The organism is Sediminibacterium sp. FW305-C-269 (assembly GCF_058231045.1).
This window is the reverse complement of sequence record NZ_JBIQXQ010000005.1, coordinates 133,524-150,947: the sequence shown is the minus strand read 5'-3', so window position 1 is coordinate 150,947 and position 17,424 is coordinate 133,524. Positions and strand designations below refer to the sequence as shown.

The window sequence follows — 17,424 nt, the reverse complement described above, 5'->3', positions numbered from 1 at the left end:
TGAAGGTAGACATTACGCCGGAGATATGGTTCCAAACCGCCCGCAGCGGTGGCAAAGGAGGACAAAACGTGAACAAGGTGGAGACCATGGTGGAGGGTCGTTGGCATATCGCATCATCCCGGCTGGTGACCGAGGAGCAGAAACAACGGATACGCGAAAAACTGGCCAATAAGATCACTGACGAAGACCAGCTACTGGTAAAGTCACAAACAGAAAGATCGCAACTCGGTAATAAAGGGGAAGTGACCAGGAAAATGAACCAGCTGGTCAATTCAGCACTGGTCAAACAGAAAGTTCGCAGGCCTACCAAACCCACCCGGGCCGCCCAGGAAAAAAGGATCGAGACCAAGAAAAAGAACCGGACCATCAAAGAACTGCGCAGGAAGATCAACAAACACGATTATTTATGAAGTACCCGTTTTATATGATTGTTTTGCTGGCACTCTGTCTCACCGGTTTACACTTAAGGGGGCCAGAACCCGCTACTGCACCTGCCGGGAAATTACGACTGGTCATTCACCACCAGGTTGGCAAAAATCCACTGGAGCTGGGTGCTCTTTGCCAGAACAGCCTGGGCGATAGTATTACGGTCGAAAGGTTCAAGTACTATGTCTCCCATTTCACCCTTACTGACAGCAAAGGCAAACAATGGAAACCGGATCCGCAATATTTTCTCATAGACGAAGAAATACCGGATTCTAAAATCATCACTATCCAGATACCTGATATCGACATCCGCCAGATCGGGTTTTTACTGGGTGTGGATAGTGCCAGAAATGTTTCGGGCATACAGACTGGCGCCCTCGACCCATTGAAAGGTATGTTCTGGACATGGAACAGCGGTTATATCATGGCCAAACTGGAAGGCACCGCAGAACGTTCCCCTTCACCAGGGCACCGTTTTACGTACCATATCGGAGGTTTTCGTTTTGGGATGAATACGACAAGAGCGATCACACTGCCAATTCCGCCAGCCAACCAGCCGCTCCGGGAGATTCATATCACTGCCGATATCAACAAGTGGTTTACCGGCTCCTCGCAGATAAACATAGCAGAGACACCCGTATGTCATTCACCGGGCAGTTTAGCGATGAGATTTGCCGATAATTATCAAAACATGTTTTCCATTCACTCCGTGCGCTGATATGAGGATTGTCAAAAATACCTGGGTTTTGCTGCTGATCCTGCTGACCGGTGCAGGATGGGTTGCGACAGACAACGCGTATTTCAGACCCAGACCCATTGCCTTCAAAGTACCCAAAGGCTGGCCCCAGCCGGTCTATGATTTTTCTAAGAACCCGCTAACCGAAGAAGGTTTTGCCCTGGGTAAAAAACTTTTTTACGACGGCAGGCTCAGTAAAGATGGTAATTTCTCCTGCGGCACCTGTCACCAGCAGTTTGGCGCATTCAACACATACGACCATAGTCTCAGTCATGGCTACAACAACGCATTAACCACCCGTAATGCACCTGGACTGTTCAACCTGGCCTGGCAAAAAGATTTTATGTGGGATGGTGGCATCAACCATCTTGACCTGCAACCGCTGGCACCGATTACTGCTGAGAATGAAATGGCCGAAACACTGGAGAATGTCATTGCCAAACTGAAAGCGGACAAGGAATACCGGAAAATGTTCAAAGCCGCATTTGGCGACGAGACCATCAGCACCCAGCGGCTGGGAAAAGCCCTGAGCCAGTTCCTGCTGCAGTTGGTGAGCAGTAACAGCAAATACGATAAGGTGAAACGCGGTGAAGCCAGTTTCATACTGCCGGAGCAGCTGGGATACCAGATCTTCTTGCAGAAATGTGCCAGTTGCCATACAGAGCCCCTGTTCACGGATTATTCTTACCGCAACATTGGCCTGAAGATGGATGATGTATTGAAAGACCCGGGCAGGATGCGCATTACCACAAAACCTGAAGACTCGCTCAAATTCAAAGTGCCCAGTCTGCGGAATGTAGCTATGACCTTTCCCTATGGACACGATGGCCGTTTTTTCTCGCTGATGAACGTGTTTGAACATTACCGGAAAAATATGGTAGTGAGTGCGACCACCGACTCCCTGTTCCGTAACAAACTGGCCCTGTCGAATTACGAGATCGGTCAACTGACTGCATTTTTATATACACTGACCGATTCCAGCTTTCTGAAAGACCCACGTTTTGCAGCACCTGGAGCCGATAATAATACAAAACCGCCTGCAGATATTCACCGGTAAGCGCACATTTGTTACTTTAGCAATGAGTGGATGAGTGAATGGGTGGATGGTTACAATCAATAAACCAATAGAATTTGAGCGGGATAAAGAAACTGGCAGGACAAACGATGTGGTATGGACTCAGCTCTATAGCAGCCAGGTTCATGGGATACCTGTTAACGCCCTTACTTACCTATTCGCCCCATGTGAGAACGGCCGATTTCGGGAGACAAAGTTTATTGTATTCTGCCATACCGGTATTAAGTGTGCTATTCACGTATGGTTTTGAAACGGCCTATTTCCGTTTTTCGGCAAAAAAGGAGTACCAACAAACGATCTACAGCACCAGTTTCTTATCTATCCTGTTTTCTACCATCATCTTTTCTGGCTTACTCTGGCTCAACCGTGGCCTGCTGGGAAATATCAGCGGTTTTACCGACATACCGGAAATAGCCACACTCACTATCGCAATCATTGCACTTGATACACTGAGCGTGATCCCCTTTGCCAAATTGCGGCAGGAAGAAAGACCTGTCAAATATGCATTTGTAAGGGTGATCGGGATCTTTGTAAACCTGCTGCTGGTCTGGTTTCTGGTTAATTATTGCCCAGCAGAATTACAGGCAAACCCGGATAGCTGGGTCGGTACATTTTTCGATTTCAACCAGAACCCTATTGTATACGTAGTTATCGCCAATGTGGTGCAAAGCCTGTTGACCTTGTTATTACTCAGCAGAGAGTTATCCTTTGTCCGATTCAGTTTCGATACACGTCTATGGAAAGAAATGATGGTTTATTCCCTTCCCCTGGTGATCGTTGGCCTGGGAGGTATTATCAACGAAACTTTTGACAGACTGATGCTGAAAGCCTGGTTACCCGGCACTGTGGAATTCAGGAATGAACAGGTAGGTATTTATAATGCCTGTTATAAATTATCCTTACTGATTACGCTGTTTGTCCAGGCATTCCGGATGGGTGCAGAGCCTTTCTTTTTCAAACAGGCAGAAGGACAAAATCCGCAGAAGACTTATGCCAGGGTAATGAAATTCTTTGTAATTGTGGTCACCACCATGTTCCTGGCCGTAAGCCTGTTCCTGCCGGTCTGGTCAAGACTGATTGGCCCTGAATACCGTGTGGGCCTGGCGGTGGTTCCGATATTGTTGCTGGCCAATATCTTTCTGGGTATTTATTACAACCTCAGTATCTGGTTCAAATTAAGCAACCGCACCATTGCAGGCACTTACATCACATTGATCGGAACGGCCATTACCATTGGCGTCAACTACACACTCATTCCCCATATCGGTTATATGGCAGGCGCCTGGGCCACTTTTTTGTGTTATGGAACCATGATGGTGATCAGTTACCGATGGGGGCAGAAAGCCTACCCGGTTCCCTATGCAACCAAAAAACTGATCGCATACGGAACCATTGTTGTATTGTTATTCCTGGCCCATAAAGCTGTAACGCATTGGTTCCCGCATGTCTATTTCAGTCTGGGACTGGGATTTGTATTATTATCCACCTGGTGCTGGTTCATCCTGCTGATCGAGAAAAAGGAATTCCAAAAATTTCCGGTGATCGGAAAATATATCAGGTAAGATGTTCCAGGAACTCAGGAAATATATAGAACGGTTCACTCCCATCTCGCCAGCTGACTGGGAAATGCTGGAACCGCATCTCTTACAACGCATGATCCCCAAAAACGAGCTGTTTACCAAAGAAGGCAAGGTTTGCGGGGAAATCGGTTTTGTGACTGATGGCAGCATGCGCCATTACTATACAAAAGACGGAGAAGAAAAGACTACTTATTTTTATTTTGAGAACAGTTTCGTTACCGATTATATCAGCTGTATAACCGGTAAACCGGGGGCGTTAAGTATTGAAGCATTATCAGATACTACGCTGATTGTTTTTCCCTATTCTGTACTGAAGGAATGTTATCAACAAAGCCATTCCTGGGAAAGATTCGGAAGATTGATAGCTGAATACCTGGCTGCCGGTCTGGAGGAAAGAATGACCGGTTTACTAATGTTTGGTGCAGAAGAACGTTACCGGCAATTGCTGAACAGCAACAAACGAAAGATCCTCGAACGCATTCCTCAACACCTGATAGCCAATTACCTGGGCATAACACCTGTGAGTCTGAGCCGCATCCGTAATCGGGTCGCAAAAAAACAATAGCGTTGTTTTCTTATCATTTGTTAACGACATCTTCTATAGGTCTGGCGATTTTTGCAATCAGAACCAGACACTATGAAAAAGACATTACAATCAGAAGAACTTGCCCAGATGCTGATAGCCCTGGTCGCTTTATCACAACAGCCCATCTCCTTCAGTTGGTGGATCTGGCCTTTGCTGTTTCTGTCTCCTGATATCAGCATGTTGGGGTATCTCATCTCTCCCCGAACAGGAGCTATCTGTTACAACCTGTTTCATCACAAGGCCATAGCGTTGGCAGTACTGTTATCAGGTTATCTGATGCATACCGATATACTCCTTTTAATAGGCATCCTTCTTTATGCCCATAGCAGTTTTGACCGCGCCATGGGGTATGGATTGAAATATCCGGATAATTTTCATAATACCCATCTTGGCAAAATCGGCAAAGCTACCTAAGATCTCCTAATTTTGTACCTACACATTATTTATGGCAGAAGACCTTACCATCATACAAGGAAGCAAGGAAGAGCAATACCAGGCACTGATACCACAGATCAAAGCACTGATTGAAAGTGAAACTGACATGGTAGCCAACCTGGCCAATATCGCCGGCGCACTGAAAGAACAGTTTGGCTGGTTCTGGGTAGGTTTTTACCTGGTAAAAGGAGAACAACTGGTACTTGGGCCATTTCAGGGACCTGTGGCCTGTACCCGGATCAACAAAGGACGCGGCGTATGCGGCACCAGCTGGGCCAAAGCAGAGACACTGATCGTTCCGGATGTAGAAAAATTTCCGGGGCATATCGCCTGCAGCAGCCTGTCAAGATCAGAGATCGTAGTTCCCCTGATCAATAACGGAACCGTTTGGGGTGTACTGGATGTAGACAGCGAACGGCTGGACCGGTTTGACGAAACCGACAAAACCCACCTGGAAACGATCGTTTCATTCATCAGCAATTGAACAAGGGAACAGAGGAACAGACGAACAAGGAATCATGAATGATGAAGTAATGATGAATATCAAAGAACTCCTCCGATCATACATAATTCATCATTCCTTGTTAATCTGTTCATTATTCATCATTCCTTGTTAATCTGTTCATTATTCATCATTCCCAAGCTTAACAACCCATTAATTATTTTTCCCTTATCTTTGCCTCATTCATATACTCTCTCTACAGACTGATCACTCTTCCGTGACAAAGTTTCATCAAGTCAATTACGGGCAGGTTATATAGCATCTGAGCTATTTCAGGTGTTCATTTATGTAAAATATCTATTGTGTTATTCGAACAATTGAATCTTATCGAGCCCATATTACGTGCGCTCAAGACTGAAGGTTACACTTCCCCCACACCCATCCAGGAGCAATCTATTCCCATGATCTTACAGGGAAGGGATCTTTTGGGTTGTGCCCAGACCGGAACCGGTAAAACAGCCGCTTTCGCCATTCCCATGCTGCAGATCCTGCACGAGCGGAAAATGGCCGGCAGCAACAACAAAGGCATCAAAGCCCTGATTTTAACGCCCACACGCGAACTGGCCATCCAGATCGATGAAAGTTTTGCCGCCTATGGCAAACACCTCAACCTGAAACACCTGGTGATCTTCGGTGGCGTGTCACAACAACCCCAGACCAATGCTTTACGCAATGGCGTTGACATCCTGATCGCTACGCCCGGCCGTTTGCTGGACCTGGTGGAACAACGTTTCATCAACCTGGCGCAACTGGAACTGTTTGTGCTGGACGAGGCAGACCGCATGCTGGACATGGGTTTCATCCACGATGTAAAAAAGATCATCACCAAGATACCAGCCAAACGACAAACGCTTTTCTTCTCGGCTACCATGCCAACAGAGATCGCAAAGCTGTCGAGCACCATCCTGAACAATCCGGCCAAAGTAGAAGTAACGCCTGTTTCTTCCACCGCCGAAACCATTCAGCAGTCGGTCTATTTTGTACAGAAAGAAAATAAGAAACACCTGCTGGTGCACCTGCTGAAAGATGCGGCCATCAGGAGCGTGCTGGTATTCACCCGCACCAAACACGGTGCCGATAAAGTGGTCAAAGACCTTAGCCGCAACGGCATCAGCGCCGAAGCCATCCATGGTAACAAATCGCAGAATGCCAGGCAACGGGCACTGGGTAATTTTAAATCGGGACAAACCCGTGTACTGGTAGCTACCGATATTGCCGCAAGGGGTATTGATGTAGACAACCTCTCTCACGTGATCAATTTCGAATTACCGAATGTACCCGAAACCTATGTACACCGTATCGGCCGTACCGGCCGTGCAGGTGCCAGTGGCATCGCTTTTTCTTTCTGCGATATGGAAGAGAAAGAGTTCCTGCGTGATATCCAGAAACTGATCGCCAATACGGTTCCTGTGGTAACCGAACACCCGTATGCCATGAGCGATACCTCCCTGGCTTCCTACCCTTCACAGCCAAAACATCCTGCACAAAACCAGCGCCAGCAGCACAACAGGCGTTCGTTCCGTGGCGGTGATCCGAGAAGGTATCAGGGGCAGCAGACCGCCAACCGCGGTAAATAATAGAAGTTTATCAAATAGTCCTGCCAGATTGCGATCGTGATCTGCGCAGGACCATTTTCATTTCGGTTATCCCTCATTTTATGGGAGAAATACTATTGTTGTACGTTGCTATCTGCTCAAAAAAAACTAATTTCAACTGTAAATTCGGGACATGAAAAAAGTGCTTATCAGCGGCCTTGTAGCGGGTATTGTTCTTTCTATCCTATCTTATGGCGGGTTGTTTGTAGCCGTCACCATACCATTCATGAGCCGCTTTTTTGTTGAGTACCTTAGTAATGTTTTTATCTCCGACAGGTCAAGGGATTTTTTCTTTTATTCCCATGCTTTACTCATCAGTTTTGCCCTTTCCTGGTTCTGGGAACGTTCCAAAAAAGTATTTCACGGTCATTTTGTGCTTCGTGGACTTGAATTTGGCCTGGCTTATACCATCGCCGGACTGTTACCCATTTTGTGGATGACCTACAGCCAGATAGATGTATCTGAGACCATGGTATTGTCCTGGCTTGGTTTTGGTTGTTTCCAGTCTTGTGTGGCGGGAATTATTTTCGCGAAGATGAATCCTTAACCCAGGGGCTTCAGTTTCAGTTTAAACTCTACACTCAGCTCATCTTTGGCTTTGATGATGCCCCCCAGTTTGCTGGGCGGAACCAGGTTAAAGTCCGAGAAGTTCACCACCCTGTCACCTTTCAGGTGCAATAGCTGCGTATTGTCCTGCGAGAACAGGTAAGAGATCTCAAATCTTTTGGTAACCCCCGCCAGGCTGATATCTACGATCCCCGTGATCTTGGAAGGATTCTTGAAATCGGGAAAACTATTGATGGAAATGAAACGGATGGATAAATGCGGGTAGGCCTTGTATTTAAGTGTTTTACGAAGGTCATTCGTCATCATTTTATTATGACAATCGAATGAAAGGATATCCAGCATCAGCCGGCCCTGCATGGGTAATAACTGCCCCTTGGGGGCTTTGGGTGCACAGGTAATGGTATCAGGCAGGGAATAATTGGTTATCTCGCACTGGAAAGTATTGATATTGGTACTGCCATTTACCGACAAGCTGCTGCCCGGCATTACCACCCAGGTAGCATTGCTGTTCTCCGGGTTGTTAAATCCGGGTAATACGATCAACAGTATCAGGTAGAACCAGTTCTTTCTCATTATGCCCGTGCCGCTTTAAAAAGCTGAAAAACAATAGCCGAATGAAATTAATTCATCCGGCTATTATACACTATAAAAAAACCCAATAATTTAGAATCCTACGATCGCTTCGATCACATATCCGTTGAATTTACCACTTGAGCGATAATCACTGGTTGGGAAATCAACATATTTCTGGTTAACGATCTCAGCTTTCATCAGCACATTTTTGGTCAGGAACCAACCGGCAGCAAAAGAAGTTCTGTTCACTTTCACATCTGCAGTTTGACCGGCCAGTCTGGCTGTTACGGTGTTGTATTTGGCACCTACAAACAGGTTCTCATCTTTACCAAAGCGGTATACACCTTCGATCACGAACTGATTGGCTTTTCTGTCTTCAACTTCTGTTTTGGTACGGCCTTTTGCAGTTTCCAAAGTACCGAACAGTTCCAGTCCATAGGCTTTAAAGAATACGTTGAACATAGTTGCAGCGATCTTTTTGCTGAAGCCTGGGTTAAATCTTCCAGAGAAAGCAACGGCAGTGTATGCTGGTAAAGAACCTGGCACACCTTTTTCCATCACCTGCTGGTAGTTAGAACCGGTACGGTCGCCACCATACAGTGTCAGACCACTACCTGCCTGGCTGGAGTTGGTGTAATGGCTCAAAGAGAAACGGAGTCTTACATTTTTATCCAGTTTGGTATCATAGCTACCTTTGAAGTACAGTGAAGGATTCCTGTTAACATTAGCATCCTGAGTAGTAGCTGCCACTGAATCGATATGTCCTTTGATCATACCATTGGTGATACCCACCATACCAGTGAAACCGCCTTTCTGAACATATACCTCACCACCGATCTCAGTTGCAAACTGGTCCATGATATGGTTATCCATGAATGGGTTATACAGTGTCTGACCACCATCTGATCTGCGGAAGTGCTGATCACCGTAGTTCACTTCAAAGTGACCAACTTTCAGGGTTACCACTTTCATGATATCATCCCATGTTTTGCCTTTGAAAGGAAGCTTATCGAACTGGATATAACCACCTTTTACCCAGTACTCGTTGTGGTGACGAGAAGACAGGTAACTGGTCACATTCAGTTTGATACCATCAGCCAGCTGTGCATCCATGAATAAGTTGGCCTGAGCGGTCATAAAACCTGGAGCAATGGGATACAGGCGGTTAGCACCAGTACCGGTATTGTTCAGGGCAGATGGGTTTTCGTGTTTCAGGTTCTGATACTGTTGTGTAAAACCTGCACCCCATCTGATCGTTAATCCGGTAAAAGGAACGGTGTCGCTTTTTAAGGTTTCAAACTGGTTGATACCGGTTTTATCATAAGGGCGGAAGTTAGAAATTTTAGGTTGTTGCGCGTACAGGGCTACAGGCAGAACCCCGATCAAGACGAAACCAAGCATTGATTTAAACCTGTTGATTTGCATTTTCATAAAAAATAGTTTGGGTTTACAAACAATAGTGTTACTGTTTTAGTTATTGAGTTATTGGTTATTTACTGAGTGTGAAATCAAATTTCAAAGTCACATCATTTCCGGTTTTGATGGTACCCATCATAAAGCTGGGCGGAACCATTCCAAAATCCTTCATGCTGATCTTTTTAGATCCGGTTACGGTAACAGTTTTGTCGGGATGTACCTTGCAGGTAGCAATCACTTCTGCATCCAGGGTAGCGCCGGCAATCGTGAGCTTACCGTTTGTTTTTACCACGTAATCTGTACCACTACCAGAAACGGTAGAAGTAGCAGCTGTGTAAGTGATATTGGGGCTCTTATCGGTTTTCAGAGCTTTGTAGGCATTTTTATCCATGGCACCTTTACCACTTTTCAGTTCAAGTGCATTGGTAGAGAAAGACAGTCCGTTCAGGGCGGTTAAAGCACCTGCTGCATTTAAGGTAATGGTGGCTTCGCAGTTACCCTGGGCAGATTTCATATCCCAATCATGTAAAGTAGAAGTTCCGCTTACTACCAGGCTGGCAGCATTTTTATTACTGTATTTAACCTGTGCAAAAGCGCCTATAAACAACAGAAGAGATACGCCGAGGGCAAGGACTTTTTTTGGTGTGGTTGGTAGTACGAGATTCATAAAAATAGATTTAAGGTTCATTAAGTGTGGTTGCTATTATTCTTTTTGATTTGACGGTACAAACTTAGTCCGGCATTTATCCGCTGAATATGACATACATCAAACGGTAATATGATTTATATCATACTTTAACATGACATCCCTCTTTTTTTGTTAATAATTTCTTCATAATACATTGATAAACATTTTATTACACCGTATTTATTTTGCACAAATACTTCAAATAGCATTGTAATCCCATTGTCATTTCTTTAAGATCACTTATTATAACGACAAAGATTTTAATTAAGTATATAAAAATTAAATATACTTCCGTTAATTTTCGGGGCTCCGGACAAAAGAATATGATTCAGCTCATAACTATTGAATCAGTTTCTGTCCGTTTTACCCGGGTGGGAAGCCTTCTGGTCCTTATTTCTCTTAATTTAGTAGGTATGACAGTTCCCAAAATCATCCTTGCCGGCTGCCTTTGTATCAGCAGCATCGTTTTTAGCCAGAAAAAAAATATTCCGGCAGCAGTCAGCAAGCCCTATTTCCCTTCTGCACAGCATTGGGAAAACAAATCACCCGCCGAACTTGGCGTAAACAGTGAAAAGATCCAGGAAGCTATTACGATTGCCAAGGCTGCCGAAAGCCGGAATCCGAGAAACATGGAACGCAGCCATTACCAGAGTTTCGGCAAAGAACCTTTTGGAGAAGCCATTGGCCCTTTTGCAGAACGAGGTGAGCCTACGGGCCTGATCATCTACAAAGGTTACCTGATGGCCAGTTGGGGCGAACCCCAGCGATGCGATATGACGCATAGTGTCACCAAAAGTTTCTTATCGACCGTTGTAGGACTTGCTGTTGACCAGGGATTGATCAGAAGCGTACACGATACTGTTGCAGCCTATGTGCCACCGATAGAATTGTTCACGCCCGGTCAGGTAAACCGGCCTGCTGAATCGTATGGTCAGCCGCAGTTACTGCGTACCTTCGATACGGAACACAACAGGACCATCACCTGGGACCACCTGCTGCGGCAGACCAGTGATTGGGAAGGCACCCTTTGGGGCAAACCCGATTGGGCCGACAGGCCTGATCCCGATCCCGCCAAATGGTACAACCGGAAAAGGAATGTACCCGGTACCGTTTATGAATACAATGATGTACGGGTGAATGCAATGGCCCTGGCAGCCACCAGTGTATGGCGCAAACCATTGCCACAAGTGTTACAGCAATATATCATGGACCCCATCGGCGCTTCCCATACCTGGCGCTGGACGGGTTACCGCAATGCCTGGATCGTACTTAACGGACAACCCGTGCAATCGGTAAGTGGTGGCGGCCATTGGGGGGGTGGCATGTTCATCAACGCATATGATATGGCACGCTTTGGTCTGCTCACCTTACACAAAGGCAACTGGAACGGCAAACAGCTCCTGAGCGAGCAATGGGTAAAACAGGCACTCACTCCTACCCCGGCCAGAACTGATTACGGGTATATGAACTGGTTCCTGAATACCGACAAGAAACTATTACCTGATGCACCAACAAGCGCATTCATGCATATCGGTAACGGCAATAACCTCGTATACGTAGACCCCGAACATGAGCTGGTAGTGGTGGTACGCTGGATAGCCGATAACAAAGCCATGAACAGTACCATCCAAAAGATCCTGGAAGCATTGGCAACGAATTAAATAAGCTTTTGAGCCGGCAGAAAAACAAATGGACAGTGTATAGCTGTCCATTTGTTTTAAGCGAAGGGTCTAAAAAAGCCGGAGTTTTCATAAATCCACCTATTTTTGCGCCCCTGACGGGTAAGTTACCCGGTTGTTGCGGATGTGGCGAAACTGGCAGACGCACTAGACTTAGGATCTAGCGGGGTGACCCATGTAGGTTCGATTCCTATCATCCGCACACATTGTTCCATCTGCAAAAAGCTCACTATGTGAGCTTTTTGTTTTTCCTGATCTGGAACACACGCGAGAGGTTAAATCCGAAACGGACTTCCCCTTTGGACCAGCTGTTGGTGGTTTCTGTAATAAAAGCGCGTTCATTCATTCCGGCAGCATTCGATACATGCAACTGAAATACATGCCCGCCGGTTTCAATATCCACGCCCACAGAAAGGGGATGATAATTCACACCTGTCTCTATTCCATTCGCTACATAAAAATAATCCCAGGTCAAAGCCATGCGGTTCGAGACTTTAGCACGTCCTCCAATACCTACGGCATATACGTCATTGGGCTGTGTTTGAAGCGGAACCAGGTTATGGTGCACCAGCGTAGGCGAAATCTGCAGGGTAAGTCCTTCAGTTATTTTCCTGCCGATGATGGTTTGGAAATAATAAGCCAGTCTCGACGAAAAATAGTTCTTGATCGTGGGATCGGCCCAGGGCATGGTGTTCAGGGTCATACCGGCAACCAGCGCTACGGTGAATGGAAAACTTCCTTCACCGGTACTTTGCATCAGGGGGGCATATTTGATATACCCGTCCAGTTCTTTTTTAAAATTGCTCCTTCCAACGCCGAACATGAGGTTCCTGCGCAGACCGAAATCAAAACTCAGGCGCATACTGGCCTGGTCAAGGCCAAAGAAATTATCAGCTCCCTGGTTCAGCAGACCAAACCGGTGTAGGATCCGGAAATCCATCGTTCCGGGCGCCAGGAACTCCATGGAGTGCCCGTTGATGACTCTTGGAGATTTGAAAGCATATTTTACATATTCCTTCCGGGGTTTATCCTCTCCCACCAGTTTCAACAGATCCGTTTCCTGGGCATTCATGTTTTGCCCGTACATGCTGAAAAGGCAAAACACAACCATTCTTGTTATTATTTTTTTCATGCTATTCATTGATTAAAGTGGGAGATTATTTCAGTGGCTCCAGTGAACAATCAACCGTGATCTTTACATTTTTAGCTACTTTATCTGCCACCAATGTGGGGATGGCGACCGCATAGTCGGATAGCAGTTCCGTAAAAACAGACTGCACCTGTATCTTGCCGGCTTTAACGGCAATTTTACCTTCCGCTGTTACGTCTTTGGCCTGTCCGTGCATGGTCAGTTTCCCTTTTACCTGCACAGGATATACGCCATCCTTGGCATAGTTCACTGCAGTTCCGGGCAGGATCGCTCCCCGGAATTCCGTCTTCGGGAATTTATGACTCTCCACATAGTTCTCGTTGAAATGTTCCTGCATCAGGGCCCTTTCAAACTCAAAGGCTTTCATCAGTACCGCCATCTGCAGGTTACCGGTTTTGGTATCGAGTACACAGGTTACTGTTTTATTGATGCCGACAATATCTTCCGGCGATTTAGGTGCGGTAGCATCGAAACTGATCTTACCGGTTTTAGTAAAATATTTATCCTGTGCCTGTATGGATTGCAGGGCAATAACAGACAGCATAACCATGATCATTTTTTTCATAAAGGGTTCATTTAAGGTTTTACAGAATTTTGTAAGCTGCAACGGTTCAGGATTACATCGGCTCCCAGGCCCATATCATCGGCATTGTACCCGGCACAGATGCCTTTGATGGTGAGAGTTTTCCCTTCGGCATACGAGGCAACCTCAGAGCTTTTTTCCATGATGCAGCGAACAGATGACATAGATCCGGCATCACCCAATACCAGGGTCTGGGTTCCGGAGCTGTCGCTCTCCACAGATTTTTTCGTACCGCTCACAGCAAGTACTTTACCCAGATACAGGGTATTGGCATTGGCTTCCCCAATTTGGAAAGCCTGTACCAGTTGCATGCCGGTAAGCTCATATGCCGCTGTAAGCTCACTGGTATCAGGTGCTTTCCGGTTGTATTCTCGGTATACATAAATACCCGCAGCCATTAGCACCAAAACAATGGCCAGCAGATATTTTGAGAGTTTGTGTTGTAACATGTGGTTTCTGGTTTTGGATTAATTATTCAAGGCTCCCCCATCGATCCATTTTTTAATAATGGATAACTGGCAGCTGGTCATTTTTGCGGCACCCTGCGGCATGGGAACAAAACCAGCCGAATGATTGATAGAGCCATACAGCTTACCATTCAGGGCAAGCGCCTTGTCATTGGCATAAGAAGACATATTGATCCCTCCGGATCCTCCGGTAGCGGTATGGCAGCCATAACACTGGTTTCTGAGCAGTGGCACCACTTTCTGTGAATAAGACATAACGGTACTGGTATCGCAGGAGGCGGCAGAGCCCGTTGGATACAACAGGTCGGCTTTATCATAATAACACGAATAAAAAGACAGCACCAGAAAACCGATATATACGATACTGATTGTTTTTTTCATAACTAACCTGTTTAATTGTTGGGGGTTCCGGAATCGATCCATTTTTTAATCTGCCTGATCTCGCAATCAGGCATTTTTACACTGCCTTTGGGCATGGCAGAGATACCTGCAGTCCAGTTAACCGAACCATACAGTTTCCCGCTCAGGGCAGAAGTTTTTACACCCGCATAGGTGGAAAGATCAACTCCTCCGCCCAGCGATGCACTGTTATGGCAACCCACACATTTGGTCTGTAGCATGGGCTTGATGGCAGTACTGAATTTGAAATCAGTGGTATCGCATTTATCACATACATTATTCACCGCACCCTGGTTGATCCATTGCTGGATCTTCGCCACTTGGTCAGCAGGCATAGCGGGCATGGGAGGTGGTGGCATCCGGTCTTTATCCGTTCGGATCACTTCCAGATACAACTTACTGTCAGAAGCCTTACGCGGTGACACAATTTTCAGGATACCTGTATAGGTGGTAAGATTCAATCCCTCGGCATGGGTAACCGCATCATGACAACCGCTCATGGCGCAACTGGCATTTACCAGGGGTTGTATCTCATTGGCAAAATAGACAGAATCCGGACTGCAGCTGCGGCCTGAACTACCCGGGTTAGGCGTTTCAGTTATCACAATGGTACCTGCCGGAAAAGGGATCTCATGTTTGCAGGCCAGAAAAACCAATATGGCCACTACAACCAGCAAACTGGCGTTTACGCTCATTAATTTCATAAGATTGATTTAAACAGATCAAGACATTACCTGCACAGGACAGCCATAACCGGCGCCATGCAATAGCAGTTGTCTTTCAATAAATTCTGTTGAACCGGGGTTCAATGCAAGATTGGTAGAGATCAGATCATACGGCAGGGAGGACGCAGGAGGGTATTTGTATAGGGAGACGGTACCGGTTCGGGAATAGGTGTCGGGAACACAGATCCCTCCAGCAGACAATATTCTGTTGTAACGAAATAAATGAACGGCGGCGTAGTGGCCGTAAGCAAACCCGGATGAAAGACCTTCTTAAAAGGGAGTTCACGGTCCTGTGTATCATCGCCTTCTGTTCCATCGTATCCCCCGTAATGTTCGCAGATATAACTCGCGAAACTTTCCTTAGGGTCCATGACCTGGTGAAGGTGGTAATGCTCGAGGATCTTGGGCAGACTCAATAACTGCCGCAATTCTGTATTACCCAGAATATGTATCAGCAACAATGCTATCAGCAGCGTATTCCTCATGCAGGGGGGTTAAAGTCAAAATTGATGCCACTGACCAGTCGATTACCCTTTTTAAGATAATCTTATACAGTTTAAAATATATTGCTATACGTTAACCTGATCTTGCACCAGTTTCGACCCTAAAGAAACTATTTTCTCCAATCCCGCTGCCCGGTGGTAACTAAATTTAACATTAGCCTGCTTTTTTCATGAAAAACCGGCAAGCTTAGCAGGGTTTGCCACAATCCCTTACCTTTGCACCCCAAATTTTAAGAATTCAAAAAATTCCATCATGGCATCTGTTACCAGAGAGAACATTGGTTTATTGAACGACAAACTGACCGTTCAGCTGAACAAAGAAGATTATTATACCGGCTTTGAACAAAGCCTGAAGAAATATGCCAAAACCGCCAATATCCCCGGTTTCCGTAAGGGTATGGTGCCTGCCGGACTGGTTAAGAAAATGTACGGACAGGGAGTTTTCAGCGATGAAGTATTGCGTAAAGTAGAAGCTGAACTGAATGCTTACCTGAACAAAGAACAACTGGAGATCTTTGCCCAGCCCCTGCCCCTGGATAATGATGCCACCAAGCTGGACATGAACAACCCGGGCGAATACAGTTTTTCTTTTGAAGTAGGTCTGAAACCCGACGTACAGGTAGATCCTTCTAAAATAAATGTGACCCGTTACAAGATCACTGTTACCGACGATATGGTACAGGAAGAAGTAGAACGCCTCCAGATCCGCAACGGTAAAATGACCGATCCTGAAGCCGTAACCGGTGATGAGAATGTGCTGAACGTAAAATTCATTGAATCAGATAAGGATGGCAACGAAGTAGAAGGCGGTATCAGCAAGGACAATTCACTGCTGGTGAAATATTTTGAAGCAGGATTCCGCAAAAACCTGATCGGTAAAAAGAACAATGACACCGTTGTATTACAGCTGAACAAGGCTTTTGAAGACAAAGAAAAAGAAGCCATCCTGGCCGACCTGGGCCTGACTAAGGAAGATGGCGACAAATATTTCAAATTACTGATCACCAAAGTGGGCCTGATCGAAAAAGCGGAACTGAACGAAGAATTCTTCCTGGCGGTATACCCCAACAAGGAGATCAAGTCTGAAGACGATTTCCGTGCAGCCGTTAAAGCTGAGATCGAATCACATTTCGACGCACAATCCCGCAACCAGGTATTCGACCAGATCTATCACCACCTGGTAGATCATACCGAAATGGAATTCCCCGAAAGCTTCCTGAAACGTTGGTTACAGACTGGTGGCGAACAGCCCAAGACTGCCGAAGAGGCAGAAGCTGATTACCCAACTTTCGTTAACCAGCTGAAATGGACCCTGGTGAGCAGCAAACTGATACAGGACAACAAGATTGAAGTAGTACCCGACGATATCCGTGATTTTGCCAAACAACAGCTGTTCAGCTATATGGGCGGTCAGTTAGGCGCCTTGGGCGATAACCAGCAATGGGTGGACGACTATGCCAACCGTATGATGCAGGACCGCAAATTCGTGGAAGACAGCTACCACCGCATCAGCACAGACAAACTGTTCACCGTACTGGATGGCCAGGTAATAGCCAAAGAAGAAGCCATCAGTGCCGATGATTTTGCTAAAAAACTGCACCACCATCACCACTAATACCAACAGGGCAAAGAAACTGATGCCGGACCTGGGGTCCGGCATTTTTTATAGCAGGAAGCCTGTTACAGGTCAGGAATGCCTGACTTGTTGTCGCAAAAAACGAATTGCACAGTATTTGCCA

At 46.1% G+C, this 17,424-nt stretch carries 19 protein-coding genes, 1 tRNA gene and 1 pseudogene; 12 read left to right on the top strand and 9 right to left on the bottom strand.

From position 1 onward, the window contains the following. Positions 1-11: 11 nt before the first annotated feature. The 9 genes and pseudogenes from arfB to ACH3Y6_RS15345 form a co-directional block, all read left to right on the top strand. Positions 12-410 (top strand): annotated as a pseudogene (gene arfB / locus ACH3Y6_RS15385) (alternative ribosome rescue aminoacyl-tRNA hydrolase ArfB); the annotation flags it as partial. Then, complete coding sequence (locus ACH3Y6_RS15380) at positions 407-1,144, top strand: MbnP family protein (RefSeq protein ID WP_490836515.1); 738 nt, start codon at positions 407-409, stop codon at positions 1,142-1,144. The pseudogene arfB and the gene ACH3Y6_RS15380, both read left to right, overlap by 4 nt. A 1-nt stretch (position 1,145) precedes the next feature. Further along, positions 1,146-2,219 (top strand): cytochrome-c peroxidase, encoded by a 1,074-nt coding sequence (locus tag ACH3Y6_RS15375; protein WP_490836514.1) that lies wholly within the window; start codon positions 1,146-1,148, stop codon positions 2,217-2,219. 74 nt (positions 2,220-2,293) lie between these two features. Beyond that, the gene (locus ACH3Y6_RS15370) at positions 2,294-3,799 is read left to right on the top strand and encodes a lipopolysaccharide biosynthesis protein (RefSeq protein WP_490836513.1); all 1,506 of its coding nucleotides are present in this window, start codon (positions 2,294-2,296) and stop codon (positions 3,797-3,799) included. Between the two features lies 1 nt (position 3,800). Then, the gene (locus ACH3Y6_RS15365) at positions 3,801-4,382 is read left to right on the top strand and encodes a Crp/Fnr family transcriptional regulator (RefSeq protein ID WP_490836512.1); all 582 of its coding nucleotides are present in this window, start codon (positions 3,801-3,803) and stop codon (positions 4,380-4,382) included. A 72-nt stretch (positions 4,383-4,454) separates the two neighbouring features. Then, positions 4,455-4,817, top strand: coding sequence for a DUF4260 domain-containing protein (locus ACH3Y6_RS15360; RefSeq protein ID WP_490836511.1), 363 nt, complete (start codon positions 4,455-4,457; stop codon positions 4,815-4,817). 31 nt (positions 4,818-4,848) lie between these two features. Further along, entirely contained in the window at positions 4,849-5,322 is a 474-nt protein-coding gene (locus ACH3Y6_RS15355) for a GAF domain-containing protein (RefSeq protein WP_490836510.1), read from the top strand. A gap of 320 nt (positions 5,323-5,642) precedes the next feature. Beyond that, positions 5,643-6,917: a DEAD/DEAH box helicase gene (locus tag ACH3Y6_RS15350; RefSeq protein ID WP_490836509.1), complete on the top strand. Its 1,275-nt coding sequence runs from the start codon at positions 5,643-5,645 to the stop codon at positions 6,915-6,917. 151 nt (positions 6,918-7,068) lie between these two features. After that, on the top strand, positions 7,069-7,482 hold the full coding sequence (locus ACH3Y6_RS15345; RefSeq protein WP_490836508.1) for a hypothetical protein: 414 nt from the start codon (positions 7,069-7,071) through the stop codon (positions 7,480-7,482). Here the strand turns inward: ACH3Y6_RS15345 and ACH3Y6_RS15340 are convergent. The 3 genes from ACH3Y6_RS15340 to ACH3Y6_RS15330 all read right to left on the bottom strand — a co-directional run bounded on the left by ACH3Y6_RS15340 (position 7,479) and on the right by ACH3Y6_RS15330 (position 10,158). Beyond that, positions 7,479-8,075 carry a YceI family protein gene (locus ACH3Y6_RS15340; RefSeq protein ID WP_490836507.1) on the bottom strand — a complete coding sequence of 199 codons (597 nt, stop codon included), beginning with the start codon at positions 8,073-8,075 and terminating at the stop codon, positions 7,479-7,481. The two genes, ACH3Y6_RS15345 and ACH3Y6_RS15340, sit on opposite strands and share 4 nt — an antisense overlap. A 90-nt stretch (positions 8,076-8,165) precedes the next feature. Continuing rightward, positions 8,166-9,506 carry a hypothetical protein gene (locus ACH3Y6_RS15335; protein ID WP_490836506.1) on the bottom strand — a complete coding sequence of 447 codons (1,341 nt, stop codon included), beginning with the start codon at positions 9,504-9,506 and terminating at the stop codon, positions 8,166-8,168. A 58-nt stretch (positions 9,507-9,564) separates the two neighbouring features. Then, a complete protein-coding gene (locus ACH3Y6_RS15330; RefSeq protein WP_490836505.1) occupies positions 9,565-10,158 on the bottom strand; it encodes a hypothetical protein in 594 nt (197 codons plus the stop codon). A 434-nt stretch (positions 10,159-10,592) separates the two neighbouring features. Between ACH3Y6_RS15330 and ACH3Y6_RS15325 the strand changes: the two genes are divergently transcribed. Together ACH3Y6_RS15325 and ACH3Y6_RS15320 are read left to right on the top strand one after the other, a co-directional pair. Next, positions 10,593-11,840 (top strand): serine hydrolase domain-containing protein, encoded by a 1,248-nt coding sequence (locus tag ACH3Y6_RS15325; RefSeq protein ID WP_490836504.1) that lies wholly within the window; start codon positions 10,593-10,595, stop codon positions 11,838-11,840. Positions 11,841-11,978: 138 nt separating this feature from the next. Then, positions 11,979-12,060 (top strand) — tRNA-Leu (locus tag ACH3Y6_RS15320). Between the two features lie 27 nt (positions 12,061-12,087). On the opposite strand, the gene ACH3Y6_RS15315 is transcribed toward ACH3Y6_RS15320, so the two are convergent. The 6 genes from ACH3Y6_RS15315 to ACH3Y6_RS15290 all read right to left on the bottom strand — a co-directional run bounded on the left by ACH3Y6_RS15315 (position 12,088) and on the right by ACH3Y6_RS15290 (position 15,667). Beyond that, positions 12,088-12,990, bottom strand: a complete 903-nt coding sequence (locus tag ACH3Y6_RS15315) for a DUF5777 family beta-barrel protein (protein ID WP_490836503.1) — start codon at positions 12,988-12,990, stop codon at positions 12,088-12,090. Between the two features lie 25 nt (positions 12,991-13,015). Continuing rightward, positions 13,016-13,573, bottom strand: coding sequence for a YceI family protein (locus tag ACH3Y6_RS15310; RefSeq protein WP_490836502.1), 558 nt, complete (start codon positions 13,571-13,573; stop codon positions 13,016-13,018). A gap of 11 nt (positions 13,574-13,584) precedes the next feature. Beyond that, positions 13,585-14,040, bottom strand: coding sequence for an OB-fold protein (locus ACH3Y6_RS15305; RefSeq protein WP_490836501.1), 456 nt, complete (start codon positions 14,038-14,040; stop codon positions 13,585-13,587). A gap of 18 nt (positions 14,041-14,058) precedes the next feature. Further along, positions 14,059-14,439 carry a hypothetical protein gene (locus ACH3Y6_RS15300; protein ID WP_490836500.1) on the bottom strand — a complete coding sequence of 127 codons (381 nt, stop codon included), beginning with the start codon at positions 14,437-14,439 and terminating at the stop codon, positions 14,059-14,061. A gap of 11 nt (positions 14,440-14,450) precedes the next feature. After that, complete coding sequence (locus ACH3Y6_RS15295; RefSeq protein ID WP_490836499.1) at positions 14,451-15,161, bottom strand: c-type cytochrome domain-containing protein; 711 nt, start codon at positions 15,159-15,161, stop codon at positions 14,451-14,453. Between the two features lie 122 nt (positions 15,162-15,283). Next, positions 15,284-15,667 (bottom strand): hypothetical protein, encoded by a 384-nt coding sequence (locus ACH3Y6_RS15290; RefSeq protein WP_490836498.1) that lies wholly within the window; start codon positions 15,665-15,667, stop codon positions 15,284-15,286. Between the two features lie 271 nt (positions 15,668-15,938). On the opposite strand from ACH3Y6_RS15290, the gene tig reads away from it, so the two are divergent. Beyond that, the gene (gene tig, locus ACH3Y6_RS15285; protein WP_490836497.1) at positions 15,939-17,300 is read left to right on the top strand and encodes a trigger factor; all 1,362 of its coding nucleotides are present in this window, start codon (positions 15,939-15,941) and stop codon (positions 17,298-17,300) included. The last annotated feature ends 124 nt before the right edge of the window (positions 17,301-17,424 follow it).